This is a genomic window from Rhodococcus huquni, from assembly GCF_055231055.1.
In genome coordinates this window covers 17,733-32,315 of sequence record NZ_JBUYWE010000017.1, presented here as the reverse complement: position 1 = coordinate 32,315, position 14,583 = coordinate 17,733, and the positions used below count along the sequence as shown (strand labels likewise).

Below are 14,583 nucleotides of genomic sequence, written 5' to 3'. Positions count from 1 at the left end.
AACCCTGTCGTCGGGTGGCTGTCGCTTACTTCCGCTAATGTCTCCCGGTCGGCACCACACCACAACGACGGCAGGAGCACCCGAATGGGCGCATGGGACCTCGGGCCTTTCGACAACGACGGCGCGATGAACGCACTCGGAGAAATCGAGAAGGCCGGTCCGCAGGGCATTTCCGCAGCACTCGTTGCGGCGATGGACGCAGTGGTCGCGAGCGAGACCTACATCGAGACCGATCGGGCGCAGGCCGCAGTGGCCGCCGCATCGCTGGTCGCGCTCCGCGCAGGTGCCGAGGGCGACGATCCGTCCGGTGCTACGTTCCTCGCCTCCAACCCGTTCGAAGCGACACGAGAGTTGAGAGACCACGCGTCCAAGACGTTCGATCGGATCGCGGTCAAGGACGACAACGGATGGTTCGAGTTGTGGGACGAGGCCGGCTGCGTCGGTGCAGTGGTGGAAGGACTCGGCCCGTACCGCATCGCCGTCGCCTGACTCGGGCCACCGCCCGCGTCACTCCTCGTCGACGTACCGGGGAAACACGCCGGACGGCGCGGGGAGCGGCGTTTCGGACACGATGCGATTCTTCAGATCGACGAACTGCCGCCGATCGGGGTCCTGACCGAGAAGATCGAGAATCTTCGCGGCCGCGTCCGGCATCACGGGCTGGACCAGGATGCCGACGATGCGCACGACCTCGAGGGTCACGTACAGCACGGTGGCCATCCGGGCCGGGTCCGTCTTGCGCAGTACCCACGGTTCCTGACGCGAGAAGTATCGATTGGTCTCGTTCAGCGTCGACCAGATCGCGTCGAGTGCCAGGTGCAGCGCCTGCACGTCGTACTCCGCCCGGCAGCGTTCGAGCAGGCCGTCCGCGAGCGCGAGAAGTTCACGGTCGTCGTCGGTGAGGTCGCCCGGCGTGGGGACCTTTCCTTCGAGGTTCTTGGCGACCATCGACAGTGAACGCTGTGCGAGATTGCCGAGCTCGTTGGCAAGGTCGGCGTTGATGCGGGTGACGATGGCCTCGTGGCTGTAGCTGCCGTCCTGGCCGTAGGAGATCTCGCGGAGCAGGAAGAAGCGCACGGCGTCGAGGCCGTACTGCTCGACCATCGCCAGCGGGTCGACGACGTTGCCGACGGACTTCGACATCTTCTCGCCCTTGTTGTACAGAAAGCCGTGCACGAACACCCGCTCGGGCAGTTCGATCCCTGCGGACATCAGGAATGCAGGCCAGTACACGGTGTGGAACCGGGTGATGTCCTTGCCGATGATGTGCAGGTTGGCCGGCCAGAACTTGGTGAACTGCTCGGAATCGGTGTCCGGGTATCCGGCGCCGGTGAGGTAGTTGGTAAGGGCGTCGACCCACACGTACATGACGTGATCGGGCTGTTCCGGGACCTGGACACCCCAGTCGAAGGTGGTGCGGGAGATGGACAGATCCTTCAGGCCACCTTTGACGAAGCTGACGATCTCGTTGCGGCGGGTGGCCGGCGCGATGAAACCGGGATTGTCTTCGTAGAAGCTCAGCAGCTTGTCCTGGTATTCGGACAGCTTGAAGAAGTAGGTCGACTCCTCGGTCCACTCCACCGGCGTTCCCGTCTCGGTGGACAACCGTGAGCCGTCCTCCTGGAGAGTCGTTTCCGCCTCGGTGTAGAACGCTTCGTCGCGGACCGAATACCAGCCTGCGTAGGTATCGAGGTAGATGTCGCCGCGTTCGCGCATCTTCTCCCAGATGGCCTGGCTGGCAGTCTCGTGATCGGCGTCGGTGGTGCGGATGAACCGGTCGAACGAGATGTTCAGCTTCTCGTCCATCGCCTCGAACACATCGGAGTTGCGAGACGCGAGATCGCGGACGTCGATGCCTTCCTTCGCGGCAGTCTGCTGCATCTTCAGACCGTGTTCGTCCGTTCCGGTCAGGAAGCGGACGTCGAACCCGTCCAGGCGCTTGAATCGGGCCAGGGCATCGGAGGAGATGTACTCGTACGCGTGGCCGATGTGCGGAACGCCATTGGGGTACGCGATTGCCGTCGTCAGATAGAAGGGGGGTCGCGAGGCGGTGGAGTCAGCAGCATTCATGGTGGAACCACTCTATCTGCGCGTCCCAGGTTCGCGACGCGCAGATAGAGTGCACTCCCTACCCGGTGCGGATCAGCGCTTGGGAACCGTGATGGTTCCGTAGTCCAGACCGCCGTGGCTGAATGTCGGGATGACCGGCCACTGACGCTTCCAGCTCGAGCACTCGGACGACGGGATGACCTGCAGCCATCGCGAATCCCTGGGGGAGCGTGACGCCATGGTCTTTTCCTTGACCATCGAGTCGTACTGGTCGAGGGAATCCTCGAGGGTATTGCTGTTGAGCACCACCTCGCGGTTGTAGAAACCGGCCTGAGCCTTGATGCCCGGAATCTTGGACTGCTCGGGCTGCCAGCTGTCGGGGGCCATGCCGTTCTCGGACGAGATCCAGACACCGTCCTCGGTGTTCACGCACAGCGAGTGGTTGCCGTCGGTGTGGCCGGGGGTCCACAGGAGGCTGACACCCACGCCGAGCTCCACATCGCCCTCGAACACCTCGAGCCGGTCTTCGGGCACTCCGGCCATACCGTTCTCGACGTACCACGCCCACTGCATCGGGTGCATGGACTCGAAAGTGCCCAGCTCCTTGCGGTGCACCAGAAGCTTGGCGTTCGGAAACATGGGCTCGCGCGGGGTGCTCTCACCCTCGATGACCTCGTCGCTGCCGAGCACCATGCGCATGTCCTGCACGTGCAGGTGGTCGAAGCTGATGTAGTCGACGTCCTCGTTCCGCAGGCCCAACCGGGGGAGGATCGTGTCGGGGTCGTTGTAGTACTTGACCATCAACTTGTCGGCCTTGAGCTTCTTACCGAACTCTTCCAGCTTGTGGTAGAACGGCGATTCTGCCGATCCGGCCGGCACGGTCGGCTCCCACACCATCGTCTTCAGCTTGCCGTCGAATCCCTCGAACTGGATGACGAACATGCGGTTGATGATGGTGATGAACGGGTTGACGCTCAGGTTGTAGCCCTGGAACGCGAACCGGCTCGGGTACGGAGCCGCGACGATGTCGAAGCTCTTGATTGCCGCGACCTTGCCCTGCTTCAGGAAGCGCTCGCGGTACTTCTTTGCGCCTTCACGAACGGCGTCGAGGCGGTCGCCGCGGGGCCAGACCTGGTGAACGCCGTCGAACTCGGGAATCGGGCGCAAGTCGGCATGCTCTGTGTCGTATTCCACGTCGGATGAGGTGGTCGTCATTACTTCTTTCCTTCGTTCTCGGCGGTGACCACGCGCGATTCGTACTCCGCGCGCGCTGATCGGTCCGTGGACGTGATCTGGTTGGGAACCATCTTTCGCATGAGGATGTCGCGGACTGCCTGCGGCAGAACGTTCGCCCAGCGAACGGCGGGTCCGATGAATGCGGGTACCGGCACCTCGAACTTCGGCTTCGCGATGACGCCGACCACGGCCTCGGCGACGTCTGCGGGCTGCAGCATCTTCGCCGAACCGGTCGCCGTACCGGCTGCGAGCTCGGTGTCCACCACTCCGGGCATCACCACGGAGAGCTGGACGCCGCTCTTGTGCAGCTCTTCACGCACTCCACTGAGGTAGCCGAAGATTCCGTGCTTGGTGGCTGCATAGGTCGACTCACCGGCGGGTGCCAACTTCGATGCGGCGGAGGCGACCGTGACGATGTGTCCGCGGCCTCGGGCGCGCATGGCAGGCGCTGCCAGCTTCACGCCGCGAATGGGTCCGTGCAGGTTGACGTCCAGTTGGCGACGGGTTGCCGATTCCGGCTCCTCGTCGAAGTCGCCGACCCACATGACGCCGGCGTTGTTGACGAGCACGTCGAGAGGTCCCCACTGTGCTTCCACCGCGGCCAGGAACGCAGTGAAGGACTCGGTGTTCGTGACGTCGAGGTCGTGACCTTCGACGTCACCGGGCAGTTCTGCGGCGGTCTTGCGGGCGCCTTCTGCGTCTCGGTCGCCGATCGCGACTCGGGCGCCTGCGGCTGCCAGCTGCTTCGCGATCTCGCGACCGATGCCCTGTGCACCGCCGGTCACCGCGATGACCTTGCCATTCAGTTGAATGCTCACGTACCTGTCGTCTCCCCGTTGTGAATGTGACACGATTGTGTGTCAGATGATGGTCCAACTATCCCATACCGAAGTGCGAGAAGCCACAGAATGAGTCGAACGGGTACCCGAATCGGTCGCCGTTACTCGGGGTTGGAGCCCGAGGAGAGGAAAGCTGCGCGCCGCCGTGCCCTGACCGCAGCGGCGATCGAACTGTTCGGCACCCAGGGCTACACGGCGACGACGGTGAAGCAGATCTGCGATCACGCAGAACTCACGCAGCGATATTTCTACGAGTCGTTCAAGGATCGGCACGCGTGCCTTGCAGCGGTGTACGACGGCATCATCGACGAGGTGCGTGACGCGACACTTGCAGCCCTCGGTGAGGCGTCGGAGTTCGACGAGATGGCGCTGTTCGGGGTTCGAGCCTTCGTGGAACATTTCACCGCCGATCCGTTACTGGCACAGATCGTCATGATCGAAGTTGTGGGGGTCTCGCCGGATCTCGAGGAGCGGCGCTACGCGGTCCTGAGCGAATTCGCCGAGCTGGTCGGGACCGTGTGGATGCAGAACGTGAGCGGCGTGGATCGACGATTCGCTTCTTCCATGGCGGTCGGGATGGTGGGGGCCGTCAATCACCTGCTGGTCGACTGGCTGCTCGGCGGCCGGAAGCAGGACTCCACCGAGTTGATCGCAGTCTGCGTCACGCTGTTCGAGGCGGCCCGAGACCGGGTTGCGTCGTCCTCGTCATAATGACCCCATGAGCAAAGATCGCCCCGCCCCCGAAGCGCCCGCGCCGTTGGCTCCACTCGTCGACGCTCACACGCATCTCGACGCGTGCGGTGCGAGTGATGCCGAGTCGGTCCGAGTCATCGTCGACCGTGCTGCGGCGGTGGGTGTGGAACGTGTGGTCACGGTTGCCGACGACCTCGCCGCCGCTCGTTTCGCGGTAGACGCTGCCCACTGGGACGAACGGGTGTACGCGGCAGTCGCGATTCACCCGACGCGCGCGAACGTTCTCGACGAGTCGACGCGAGCGGAGATCGAGAAGCTTGCCGCCGACCCCCGCGTGGTCGCGGTGGGGGAGACGGGACTCGATCTGTATTGGCCGGGCAAGTTGGAGGGCTGCGCTTCCCTGGCGGAACAGGTCGACGGATTTCGCTGGCACATCGATCTCGCCAAGCGTCTGTCGAAGCCGCTGATGATTCACAACCGGGAAGCGGATACGGACCTGTTGCGCGTACTGGCCGAGGAGGGTGCGCCCGACACGGTGATCTTCCACTGCTTCTCGTCGGACGCTTCCATGGCTCGGGAATGCATCGACGCCGGGTACCTGCTGAGCTTCTCCGGGACCGTCAGCTTCAAGAATGCGAAGGCTTTGCACGAATCCGCTCTGCTCGTGCCACGCGAACAGATTCTGTTCGAGACCGATGCGCCGTTCCTCACACCGCATCCGTTCAGGGGCGCGCCCAACGAGTCCTACTGCCTGCCGTACACCGTCCGGGCATTCGCCGAACTCCGCGGCGAGGACCCGGAGGAATTGGCGAAGGTCTCGACCGATAACGCACGAAAAGCCTACGGCCTGTGAGTGGTCGAAGATCTCCTCCGGTGTGGCTTCTTCGACGATGTAGCCGTCTGCCATGAAGATGACGCGATCGGACACCTCGCGGGCGAACCCCATCTCGTGGGTGACCACGACCATCGTCATGCCGCCCTTCGCGAGATCGCGCAGTACCTGGAGCACCTCGCCGACCATTTCCGGGTCGAGTGCGCTGGTCGCCTCGTCGAACAACATGATGTCCGGGTTCATCGCGAGCGCGCGGGCGATTGCCACGCGCTGCTTCTGGCCACCGGACAGGTTGGCCGGCTTCGCATCCGCTTTCTCTGCGAGACCGACCTGATCGAGCAGCTTCACGGCTGCGGCCCGCGCCTCCTCCTTGGTGGACTTCTTCGTCTGGACGGGCGCCAGCATGACGTTCTCGAGAGCGCTCATGTGCGGAAAAAGGTTGAAGTGCTGGAACACCATCCCGACGTGCTGGCGCACCTGGTCGATGTCGGCCTTCTTGTCACTGATGTCGGTGCCGTCGACGACGACACTGCCGCCCGTGATGTCCTCGAGTCGGTTGAGGCAGCGAAGGAACGTGCTCTTGCCGGAGCCGGACGGCCCGATCACGCACACCACCTCGCCGGCGGCGATGTCGACGTCGAGTCCCTTGAGCACCTCGTTGTCGCCGAAGGACTTCTTCAACCCGACGACGCGGATCTTCGCTTCCGGTGCGGCAGTGGCGGGCACGGCTGTCTTGGTCTGGTCGGTCATGCGTTGATCCTCTTCTCGAGGCGGTTCGACAGCTTGGTGAGCGCCATGATGATGATGAAGTACATGATGCCGATGATCAGCCACATGTTGAACGACTGGAAGTTCCGAGCGATGATGATCCGCCCGGTCTGAGTGAGCTCGGCCAACCCGATCACGGACAGGATCGAGGTGTCCTTGAGCGTGATCACGAACTGGTTGATGTAGGACGGGATCATCGTCCGAATCGCCTGCGGCATGACGACCTTCCGCATCGACTTCAGATAGCTGATGCCGAGGCTTCGAGATGCCTCCATCTGTCCCTTGTCGACGGAGAGGATGCCGCCGCGCACGATCTCGGCCATGTAGGCGCCCGCGTTGAGGGACAGCGTGATGACGCCGGCAGTGAACGCGGACATCTGGAATCCCATGGCCGCCGGAATACCGAAGTAGATGAAGAAAGCCTGCACCAGCAGTGGTGTCCCACGGAAGACGTCGACGTAGGTGGTGCCGATTCCGCGCAGGATGATGTTGGTCGACACTCGGAACAGTCCGAAGATGGCGCCGAGTACGAGGGCGATCGCAATCGAGACGGCCGTGAGAACGATCGTCAGCCACAGGCCCTTCAGGAGCTGCGGGTAGGTGCTCTTGATCAGCCCGACGATGCTGTTGTCGTCCGTCGACGCGTCGGCGTTCAGGTACTCGTCGAGGATCTTGTCGTACTCACCACTGGCCTTCAGGTTCGCCAGGCCCGCGTTGAACGATTCGAGCAGCTGCGCGTTCTGGCCCTTTGCGACCGCGAATCCGTAACTCGCGCCGGGTTCCTTCTCCGTGACGGTCTTGAAGCCGTTGCCCTGCTTGATGCCGTACGCCAGGACGGGGTAGTCCTCGAAGGCTGCGGCCGAGTTTCCGGTGCGGACCTCGTCGAACATGCTGGACGAGTCGGCGAAGTACTTGGTGGTGAATCCGTACTGGTCCTTGATGGACTCGGCGAATTCGGCGCCCTCGGTGCCGTTCTTGACGGCTACCTGCCTGTCCTTCAGGTCCTCGTAGCCCTTGATGTCGTCGGTCGTCTCAGGGACGGCCATCTGGACGCCCGAATCGAAGTACGGGTCCGAGAAGTCGAATGTCGCCTTCCGCTCGTCCGTGATGGACATGCCGGCGATCATTCCGTTGACCTGGCCGCTGGTCACTGCTTGCAGGGCGGAGTCGAAGCCGACCGGCTGGATATCGACGTCGAATCCCTGGTCTTCACCGATCGCGCGGAGCAGGTCCATGTCGATACCGACGAAGTTGCCGTTCTCGTCCTCGAACTCGAACGGCGCGAAAGTGGTGTCGGTGGCGATGCGATACATCGGCCGATCCCCGTCCGGCGGGGGTTGCGCCGCCGCGTAGGCGGGGGCGAAGACCATCGCCAGGAGGGCGAGTGCGGCAGCAAGCGCCGAAGTTCGCAGGAGTCGTGTCGATCGGGCGGATCTGGTGGATCCGGGGGATCGGTGGGGTGTGGTGTGCACGCAGTTCCCAGCTTTCGTTCGGCGCGTTACCTACTTGGTTGCACACGAAAGATACTGCGTTCGCCGGTATCTCGGGGACAGGTTCGCCGACCTGGCGGATCATCCGAAAATCAACCTGTTATCAACTATTGATGCACGTCAAAGGCTATAAGTTGCCAGATGGGAGCCTATTCGTTACCGTACCGTGACAATACATTCGTCTGCTTTGGGAATTCACGTGTCACCTTTTGCCAAGATCAACGCCAGCAAGTCGCCACTGCTCTTCGTCGTGGTCGCTGCCCTCCTCGTAACCCTCATCGGGGGTGGCCTGTTCGCTGTGACTCAGCACAAGAACATCACCCTGGACGTGGACGGCGAGCACATCGCGCTCGGCACCATGTCCTCGTCGGTGGGTACGGCGCTCGATGACGCCGGCTACGAAGTCGGCGACCGAGACGTCGTCGCGCCGGCCACCGATGCCTCGCTTTCCGACGGTGACACAGTCGTTCTGCGCCGTGCCCGCGAAGTGACGCTGACCATCGATGGTCAGCCGCGCACCGTGTGGACCACGGCCCTCACGGTCGACGAGGCGCTGCAACAGTTCGAGCTCGCGGACGACGTTCACGTCACCGCCTCGCGCTCGCAGCGTCTTCCGCTCGAAGGCAGCTCCCTGGATGTGGTCAACCCCAAGAACGTGAAGTTGTTCGACGGCGAGACTGCGCCGATCGACAAGCGGGCCGCCGCTCCCACCGTTCGTGAGTTCCTGGACCAGCTGGGTGCACCGCTCGAGCAGGCCGATTCGACCACGCCGCCGGCAGATTCGCCCCTCACGGAGGGCCTCGTGGTGAAGGTGACTCGCGACCGCACCGAGACCGTCGTGGAGAAGCAGGCAATCGCACCGCCGGAGAACCGTGTCGACGACCCGAGTCTCGACGAGGGCAAGACGAACGTCGAAAATCCCGGCACACCCGGTGAGCGCGAGGTGACGCTGTCCGTGCACAAGGTCAACGGCGTCGAGGTCGGACGAGACGAGGTCTCGGCCAAGCCGCTCAGCGAGCCGGCACCCGCAACCATTCGGGTGGGAACCAAGCCGCGTCCGTCCGCACCGGCTGTTTCGAACGCTTCCACCTGGGACTCGATCGCACAGTGTGAAGCCACCGGCAACTGGGCCATCAACAGCGGCAACGGCTTCTACGGCGGACTGCAGTTCACGCAGAGCACCTGGGCCTCCTTCGGCGGCACCGAGTATGCTCCCCGCGCCGACCTTGCAAGCCGTGAGCAGCAGATCGCCATCGGTGAAAAGGTGCGCGCCGGACAGGGCTGGGGCGCATGGCCCAGCTGCACCAGCAAGCTCGGATTGCGATAGCGACAACCGACACCAAGGGATTCATGTCACCGTTTGCGAAGATCAACTCAGCCAGGTCGCCGTTGCTCTACGCGGTGGTGGCGGCACTCCTGCTGACGTTGCTCGTGGGCGGGGTGGTGGCCGTCTCGCGTCACAAGACCGTCACCGTCGACGTGGACGGTGAGGTCCGGTCGATGAGCACGATGTCGACGACGGTGGACGGGGTTCTCGCGGCCGCCGGCCACCCGGTGGGAGAGCGTGACGTGGTGGCCCCCGCCGCCGATGCGGAACTGTCGGACGGTGACACGGTGGTCCTGCGTCGCGCTCGTGAGGTGTCGCTGACGGTGGACGGACACGAACGCGAGGTGTGGACCACCGCCCTGACCGTCGACGAGGCCTTGGAGCAGCTCGATCTCGCCGACGACGTGCACGTGTCGGCATCACGTGGACAGCGCCTGCCGCTGGACGGCGCCGCCCTCGACGTCGTCGAGCCGGTGGTTGCTCGGCTGTCCGACGGTGGAATGCCCGCGGTGGACGTTCGGCTCGCGGCGCCCACTGTCGGTGAATTTCTTGCCGCCCACGGCGATCCTCTCGAGCAGGCCGACACGGTCTCGCCTCCCGCGGACACACCGATGAGCGAGGATCTGAAGATTACGGTGACCCGCGACCGCGTCGAGAATGCGGTCGAGACGCTTCCGCTGGATCCACCGGTGGAGCGCATCGAGGATCCGACTCTGAACATGAGCAGGACGGTCGTCGAGAGTCCCGGTAAGCCCGGAGTTCAAGATGTCACCTTCGCCGTGAACAAGGTCAACGGTGTCGAGACCGAACGCCACGAGGTGAGCTCCGAAGTGACTACCCCGGCGCAGCCCAAGGTGGTCCGAGTGGGCGCGAAGCCGGGTACCGAGGTTCCGCCGGTCACGAACGGCTCGGCGTGGGATGCGTTGGCCAAGTGCGAGGCCACCGGAAACTGGGCGATCAACACGGGGAACGGCTTTTACGGTGGCGTCCAGTTCGATCAGAACACGTGGGAACGCCAGGGTGGGTTGAAGTACGCACCCCGCGCCGACCTCGCCACCCGCGAGGAACAGATCGCCATCGCCAGTCGCACGCAAGAGACTCAGGGCTGGGGAGCCTGGCCGTCCTGCTCCAGCAAGATCGGCGTGCGTTAGGTTCACCTGGTGTCAGACGCCGAAAATCCCACGTCACCCCGAGGTCGGGCCGCCCTTCTCGGCCCCGCGGAGGTACGTTCACTTGCCGAGGAATTCGGTGTCCGCCCTACCAAGCAACTGGGTCAGAATTTCGTTCACGACGCCAACACTGTGCGCCGCATCGTCGCTTCCGCCGGTGTGGGGCGCGACGACACCGTCCTCGAAGTGGGCCCCGGCCTCGGTTCGTTGACTCTGGCGTTGCTGGACGTCGTGGACAAGGTCGTTGCGGTGGAGATCGACCCCAACCTTGCAACTCGATTGCCGGTGACGGTTGCCGACCGCGCCCCGGATCTCGAGGATCGGCTCACCGTCGTAGAGGCCGACGCCATGCGAGTGACGTCGGCGCAGATTCCCGGCGAGCCGACGGCCTTGGTCGCCAACTTGCCGTACAACGTGGCGGTTCCCGTTCTGCTGCACCTTTTTTCGGAACTGCCGAGTCTGCGCGCAGGGCTGGTGATGGTGCAGGCCGAGGTCGCCGACCGTCTGGCCGCGACGCCGGGCAGCAAGATCTACGGCATTCCGAGCGTCAAGGCGAACTTCTTCGGTCGAGTTCGCAGGTCCGGTTCGGTGGGGCGCTCGGTGTTCTGGCCGGTACCGAAGGTCGAGTCCGGATTGGTGAGGATCGACCGATACGAAGAGCCCCCGTGGCCGATCGACGAAGCGAGCAGGCGGCGGGTGTTTCGTGTGGTGGACGCGGCATTCGCGCAGCGCCGCAAGACGTTACGGGCTGCTCTCGCCGGCTGGGCCGGCTCCTCGGCGGAGGCGGAGCGGCGACTGCTCGCCGCGGGAATCGCACCTTCCGCGCGCGGTGAAACGTTGGACGCCGCGGCGTTCGTCGCGCTGGCGGCACAGGAGCCATGATGTGACGCACGACACATTACCGGGTGTTTGCGGCAGGAGTGTGGTTCACTAGTTCCGGTCGTAAGTATTTGTGTTTGTGTTACCACGCTCGCAAAACGAAGTTGCGGGCGTTCTGATTTCCTCCACAGGAAAGTTTCAGAACGGTCGTGTTACTTGACCCGAACATCCGAAACGGATGTTCGAAGAAACACTGTGTTAGAGGAGATTTACATGGCAGAGGGCATCGTGAAGTGGTTCAACTCCGAGAAGGGGTTCGGCTTCATCGCCCCCGAGGATGGCAGCGCTGACGTGTTCGTCCATTACTCGGAGATCCAGAGCAGCGGCTTCCGCACGCTCGAGGAGAACCAGCGCGTTTCGTTCGAGATCGGCCAGGGCAACAAGGGCCCGCAGGCCACCGGCGTGACGCTGGTCTAAGACTCGCCATGACTTCCCGGTGATCCGGGACCCAGGCGATTTCGACGAGGCCCCGCTCCTGATGGAGCGGGGTCTTCGTCGTGTCCGCAGCGTTCACGCGGACTCGTATCGGTCAGCGATCTTTCGGTGTCGCTCGGCCGCAGCGCGGCATTCGGCACGCAGTTCGGGTGGATCCAACACGGTGAAGTCCATATCGAAAGCTCTGAGCCAGCTCGCGATCGAGGCCAACGAGTGCCCCATGACGGTGACTGCACATCTGCCGTCGGGCAGTCCTTCGATGACGCCCCAGTCCGGGTGCACCATGGGTGCCATCCGCTCGAGCGATTCGTTCAGCATCACTCGGCCGTGCACGCTCGTCCGTGCCCGATCTATGCCCCTGACCACGAACTCCGCTCCACCTCCTGCCGGCAGTTCGCGCGGCGTGAAACGCGGGCCGGTCGGAATCCTGGGAGTCATCCGGTCGATGCGAAACGAACGCCAGTCCTCGCGGCCGAGATCCCAGGCCACCAGGTACCACCGCATTCCGGACCGCACGAGGCGATGCGGTTCCACCTCGCGACGGCTTTCCTCGCCGCCGTGGGTCCGATAGTCGAACCGCAGCCGCTCGTGGTTGTGGCACACCGATGCCACGGCCGAGAGCACACCCGCGTCCACGGCGCTCGGCGCGGGCGCGTGCGGAACGACGTCCACCTGAAGGCTCTCGAGGCGATGCCGAAGGCGCGAGGGCATCACCTGCCGAAGTTTGGCGAGCGCGCGCATGGATGCCTCGCCGATGCCCACGACCGAACCGGTCGACCCTGCTTGGAGGCCGAACGCGACCGCGACCACCTCCTCGTCGTCGAGCAGGAGTGGCGGCATCTCTGCGCCGGCGCCCAGGCGATAGCCGCCGCCCACGCCCACGGTCGCGTCGACTGGATAGCCCAGTTCGCGGAGCTTGTCCACGTCTCGACGGACTGTGCGTGGTGTGATCGTGAGTCGCTCCGCCAACTCTGCGCCGGACCAGTCGCGTCGTGTCTGGAGAAGTGAGAGCAGACGCAGTAGTCGTGCCGATGTTTCTCTCATGAATCGAACGATGCCAGAAATCGCGGACCGTGGGTGTCCACAATTGGTTCTAGCTTGGCTCACATGATTCATACCGAGGCGTTGACCAAGAATTTTCGGCAAGGCAAGAAGACCGTGGAGGCGGTACGCGGCATCGATCTCGACGTGGCAGAGGGCGAGCTGGTGGCCTTCCTCGGTCCCAACGGGGCGGGGAAATCGACGACCCTGCGTATGTTGACGACTCTCCTGCCCGCCACTTCGGGAACCGCGCGGATCGCCGGCCACGACGTCCGGGCCGACCGGCAACAGGTTCGGCGCTGCATCGGATACGTCGGCCAGGGGAGTGGAGCCGGGTACAACCAGCGCGTTCGCGACGAACTCGAGACACAGGGACGGTGCTACGGCATGCCCAAGACGGATTCGAGAGCACGGGCGCGCGAACTGCTCGCCGATCTCGACCTCGAGGAACTCGGTGACCGGAAGGTGAGCACGCTGTCGGGTGGTCAGCGTCGTCGCCTCGATATCGCGATCGGGCTCGTGCATCGTCCGCCGTTGCTGTTCCTGGACGAGCCGACGACGGGTATGGATCCGCAGAATCGTGCCAACCTTTGGGACCATATTCTGCGATTGCGGCGTGAGATGGGCACCACGATCGTCCTCACCACCCACTATCTGGAAGAAGCCGACTCGATGGCCGAACGAGTCGTGGTCATCGACCACGGCACGATCATCGCCGACGACACGGCCCCCGCACTCAAAGCGGACCTCGCCGGTGATCTCGTGGTGGTCGGATATGCCGACCGCGCGCGGGCAGAAACCGCCGCGACGTGCTTTGCCGCGGTGGCGGGTGCGCAGGATGTGACTGTCACCGAATCCCGAGTTTCGGTGCGCTGCGTGCACGGCGACGTGTTGCTACCGGAACTGTTGCGTGCCGGTGAATCTCGCGGAGTTCTCGCGACGAGCGCCGACCTGATCAGACCCACCCTCGACGATGTGTTCCTCGGGCTGACGGGTCGCAGCCTTCGCGAATCCGCAACCGTCGCCGCCTGATTCCGTCTTCCCACCGTAAGGATTCGTCATGACCACAGCAGTGAGTAGCAACAGCAGCATCGTCCGGGACAGCACGATCGTGATGAATCGCGAGCTTCGGCCCGCGCTCCGGGATCCGGTGAGCATGATCTTCAGTCTCGTTCAGCCTCTGATTCTCCTCGCACTGTTCGGTCCCTTGTTGAAGAACATCCCGGGACTGGATGCGGGCGTGTGGAACTGGTTCGTGCCGGGGGTGCTCGTGATGATCGCGATATTCGGAACGAGTATGACGGGCTCGAATCTCCTTCTCGAGATGCAGCAGGGCTCGCACGAGCGAATGCTCGTGACACCGCTCCGGCGCTCGTCGTTGCTCATCGGTCGAGCGTGCAAGGAGATGGTTCCGCTGGCGGCGCAAGCGGTACTGATCGTGGTGATCGCGCTGCCGCTCGGCCTGGACCTGAACGTGGCCGGCGCGGCCATCGGAATCGTGTTGCTCGGGGTGTTCGGGATCGGCCTCGGCGCCCTCTCCTACTCGCTGGCCCTGGCGGTGCGTGAGCAGGACTGGATGTTCTGGGTGGTGCAGCAGACGCTCATGTTCCCCCTACTCATCCTCTCGGGGACGATGCTTCCCCTCGACGGTGCGCCGGGCTGGATGCGCGGCCTCGTCGCGATCAACCCGCTCGGTTACGTCGTCGAGGCGGAGCGTGCGTTGTTCGCCGGACAGATCTGGACGGGTGAGGTTGCGACGGGCGTGATCGCCGCCGTGACTGTCGCCGTCGTCGGTCTGGGCGCGGGAATCCGGAGCATGCGGTAA

Annotated in this window: 14 protein-coding genes and 1 pseudogene; 9 read left to right on the top strand and 6 right to left on the bottom strand. The window is 63.9% G+C overall.

What is annotated here, in order from left to right:
* The first annotated feature begins 84 nt into the window (after positions 1-84).
* Positions 85-489: a DUF4259 domain-containing protein gene (locus ACZI8R_RS20430; RefSeq protein WP_463379981.1), complete on the top strand. Its 405-nt coding sequence runs from the start codon at positions 85-87 to the stop codon at positions 487-489.
* An 18-nt stretch (positions 490-507) separates the two neighbouring features.
* Here the strand turns inward: ACZI8R_RS20430 and metG are convergent, their stop codons facing one another.
* From metG to ACZI8R_RS20415, 3 genes are all read right to left on the bottom strand, one after another.
* Positions 508-2,070 (bottom strand): methionine--tRNA ligase, encoded by a 1,563-nt coding sequence (metG, locus tag ACZI8R_RS20425; protein ID WP_463379980.1) that lies wholly within the window; start codon positions 2,068-2,070, stop codon positions 508-510.
* Positions 2,071-2,142: 72 nt separating this feature from the next.
* Positions 2,143-3,264, bottom strand: coding sequence for an MBL fold metallo-hydrolase (locus ACZI8R_RS20420; protein WP_463379979.1), 1,122 nt, complete (start codon positions 3,262-3,264; stop codon positions 2,143-2,145).
* Positions 3,264-4,103, bottom strand: a complete 840-nt coding sequence (locus ACZI8R_RS20415) for an SDR family oxidoreductase (protein ID WP_463379978.1) — start codon at positions 4,101-4,103, stop codon at positions 3,264-3,266. Before ACZI8R_RS20415 ends, ACZI8R_RS20420 begins: the two co-directional genes overlap by 1 nt.
* Positions 4,104-4,193: 90 nt before the next feature.
* Here ACZI8R_RS20415 and ACZI8R_RS20410 point away from each other — a divergent pair, with 90 nt between their 5' ends.
* Positions 4,194-4,835 carry a TetR/AcrR family transcriptional regulator gene (locus ACZI8R_RS20410; protein ID WP_463379977.1) on the top strand — a complete coding sequence of 214 codons (642 nt, stop codon included), beginning with the start codon at positions 4,194-4,196 and terminating at the stop codon, positions 4,833-4,835.
* A 7-nt stretch (positions 4,836-4,842) separates the two neighbouring features.
* On the top strand, positions 4,843-5,670 hold the full coding sequence (locus ACZI8R_RS20405; protein ID WP_463379976.1) for a TatD family hydrolase: 828 nt from the start codon (positions 4,843-4,845) through the stop codon (positions 5,668-5,670).
* On the opposite strand, the pseudogene ACZI8R_RS20400 reads toward ACZI8R_RS20405, so the two are convergent.
* Positions 5,665-6,399: pseudogene (locus ACZI8R_RS20400) on the bottom strand (amino acid ABC transporter ATP-binding protein); the annotation flags it as partial. The gene ACZI8R_RS20405 and the pseudogene ACZI8R_RS20400 overlap by 6 nt on opposite strands.
* Positions 6,396-7,787 carry an amino acid ABC transporter substrate-binding protein/permease gene (locus ACZI8R_RS20395; RefSeq protein WP_463381488.1) on the bottom strand — a complete coding sequence of 464 codons (1,392 nt, stop codon included), beginning with the start codon at positions 7,785-7,787 and terminating at the stop codon, positions 6,396-6,398. The gene ACZI8R_RS20395 and the pseudogene ACZI8R_RS20400, both read right to left, overlap by 4 nt.
* Positions 7,788-8,106: 319 nt before the next feature.
* On the opposite strand from ACZI8R_RS20395, the gene ACZI8R_RS20390 reads away from it, so the two are divergent.
* From ACZI8R_RS20390 to ACZI8R_RS20375, 4 genes are all read left to right on the top strand, one after another.
* The gene (locus ACZI8R_RS20390) at positions 8,107-9,234 is read left to right on the top strand and encodes a resuscitation-promoting factor (protein ID WP_463381486.1); all 1,128 of its coding nucleotides are present in this window, start codon (positions 8,107-8,109) and stop codon (positions 9,232-9,234) included.
* A gap of 23 nt (positions 9,235-9,257) precedes the next feature.
* Complete coding sequence (locus ACZI8R_RS20385) at positions 9,258-10,385, top strand: resuscitation-promoting factor (RefSeq protein ID WP_463381487.1); 1,128 nt, start codon at positions 9,258-9,260, stop codon at positions 10,383-10,385.
* A gap of 9 nt (positions 10,386-10,394) precedes the next feature.
* On the top strand, positions 10,395-11,285 hold the full coding sequence (gene rsmA, locus ACZI8R_RS20380) for a 16S rRNA (adenine(1518)-N(6)/adenine(1519)-N(6))-dimethyltransferase RsmA (protein WP_463381485.1): 891 nt from the start codon (positions 10,395-10,397) through the stop codon (positions 11,283-11,285).
* 210 nt (positions 11,286-11,495) lie between these two features.
* On the top strand, positions 11,496-11,699 hold the full coding sequence (locus ACZI8R_RS20375) for a cold-shock protein (RefSeq protein WP_463381484.1): 204 nt from the start codon (positions 11,496-11,498) through the stop codon (positions 11,697-11,699).
* Between the two features lie 93 nt (positions 11,700-11,792).
* Here ACZI8R_RS20375 and ACZI8R_RS20370 read toward each other — a convergent pair whose 3' ends face one another.
* Positions 11,793-12,761, bottom strand: a complete 969-nt coding sequence (locus ACZI8R_RS20370; RefSeq protein ID WP_463381483.1) for a helix-turn-helix transcriptional regulator — start codon at positions 12,759-12,761, stop codon at positions 11,793-11,795.
* Between the two features lie 63 nt (positions 12,762-12,824).
* Between ACZI8R_RS20370 and ACZI8R_RS20365 the strand changes: the two genes are divergently transcribed.
* Positions 12,825-13,790 (top strand): ATP-binding cassette domain-containing protein, encoded by a 966-nt coding sequence (locus ACZI8R_RS20365; protein WP_463381482.1) that lies wholly within the window; start codon positions 12,825-12,827, stop codon positions 13,788-13,790.
* A gap of 28 nt (positions 13,791-13,818) precedes the next feature.
* Positions 13,819-14,583, top strand: coding sequence for an ABC transporter permease (locus ACZI8R_RS20360; protein WP_463381481.1), 765 nt, complete (start codon positions 13,819-13,821; stop codon positions 14,581-14,583).

Bases quoted from the DNA above. Each gene is read 5' to 3' on its own strand.
- ACZI8R_RS20370 (WP_463381483.1), bottom strand. From the start codon at position 12,761: ATGAGAGAAACATCGGCACGACTACTGCGTCTGCTCTCACTTCTCCAG.
- ACZI8R_RS20410 (WP_463379977.1), top strand. From the start codon at position 4,194: ATGAGTCGAACGGGTACCCGAATCGGTCGCCGTTACTCGGGGTTGGAG.
- ACZI8R_RS20375 (WP_463381484.1), top strand. From the start codon at position 11,496: ATGGCAGAGGGCATCGTGAAGTGGTTCAACTCCGAGAAGGGGTTCGGC.
- metG (WP_463379980.1), bottom strand. From the start codon at position 2,070: ATGAATGCTGCTGACTCCACCGCCTCGCGACCCCCCTTCTATCTGACG.
- ACZI8R_RS20385 (WP_463381487.1), top strand. From the start codon at position 9,258: ATGTCACCGTTTGCGAAGATCAACTCAGCCAGGTCGCCGTTGCTCTAC.
- ACZI8R_RS20360 (WP_463381481.1), top strand. From the start codon at position 13,819: ATGACCACAGCAGTGAGTAGCAACAGCAGCATCGTCCGGGACAGCACG.
- ACZI8R_RS20430 (WP_463379981.1), top strand. From the start codon at position 85: ATGGGCGCATGGGACCTCGGGCCTTTCGACAACGACGGCGCGATGAAC.
- ACZI8R_RS20395 (WP_463381488.1), bottom strand. From the start codon at position 7,787: ATGGTCTTCGCCCCCGCCTACGCGGCGGCGCAACCCCCGCCGGACGGG.
- ACZI8R_RS20405 (WP_463379976.1), top strand. From the start codon at position 4,843: ATGAGCAAAGATCGCCCCGCCCCCGAAGCGCCCGCGCCGTTGGCTCCA.
- ACZI8R_RS20365 (WP_463381482.1), top strand. From the start codon at position 12,825: ATGATTCATACCGAGGCGTTGACCAAGAATTTTCGGCAAGGCAAGAAG.
- ACZI8R_RS20420 (WP_463379979.1), bottom strand. From the start codon at position 3,264: ATGACGACCACCTCATCCGACGTGGAATACGACACAGAGCATGCCGAC.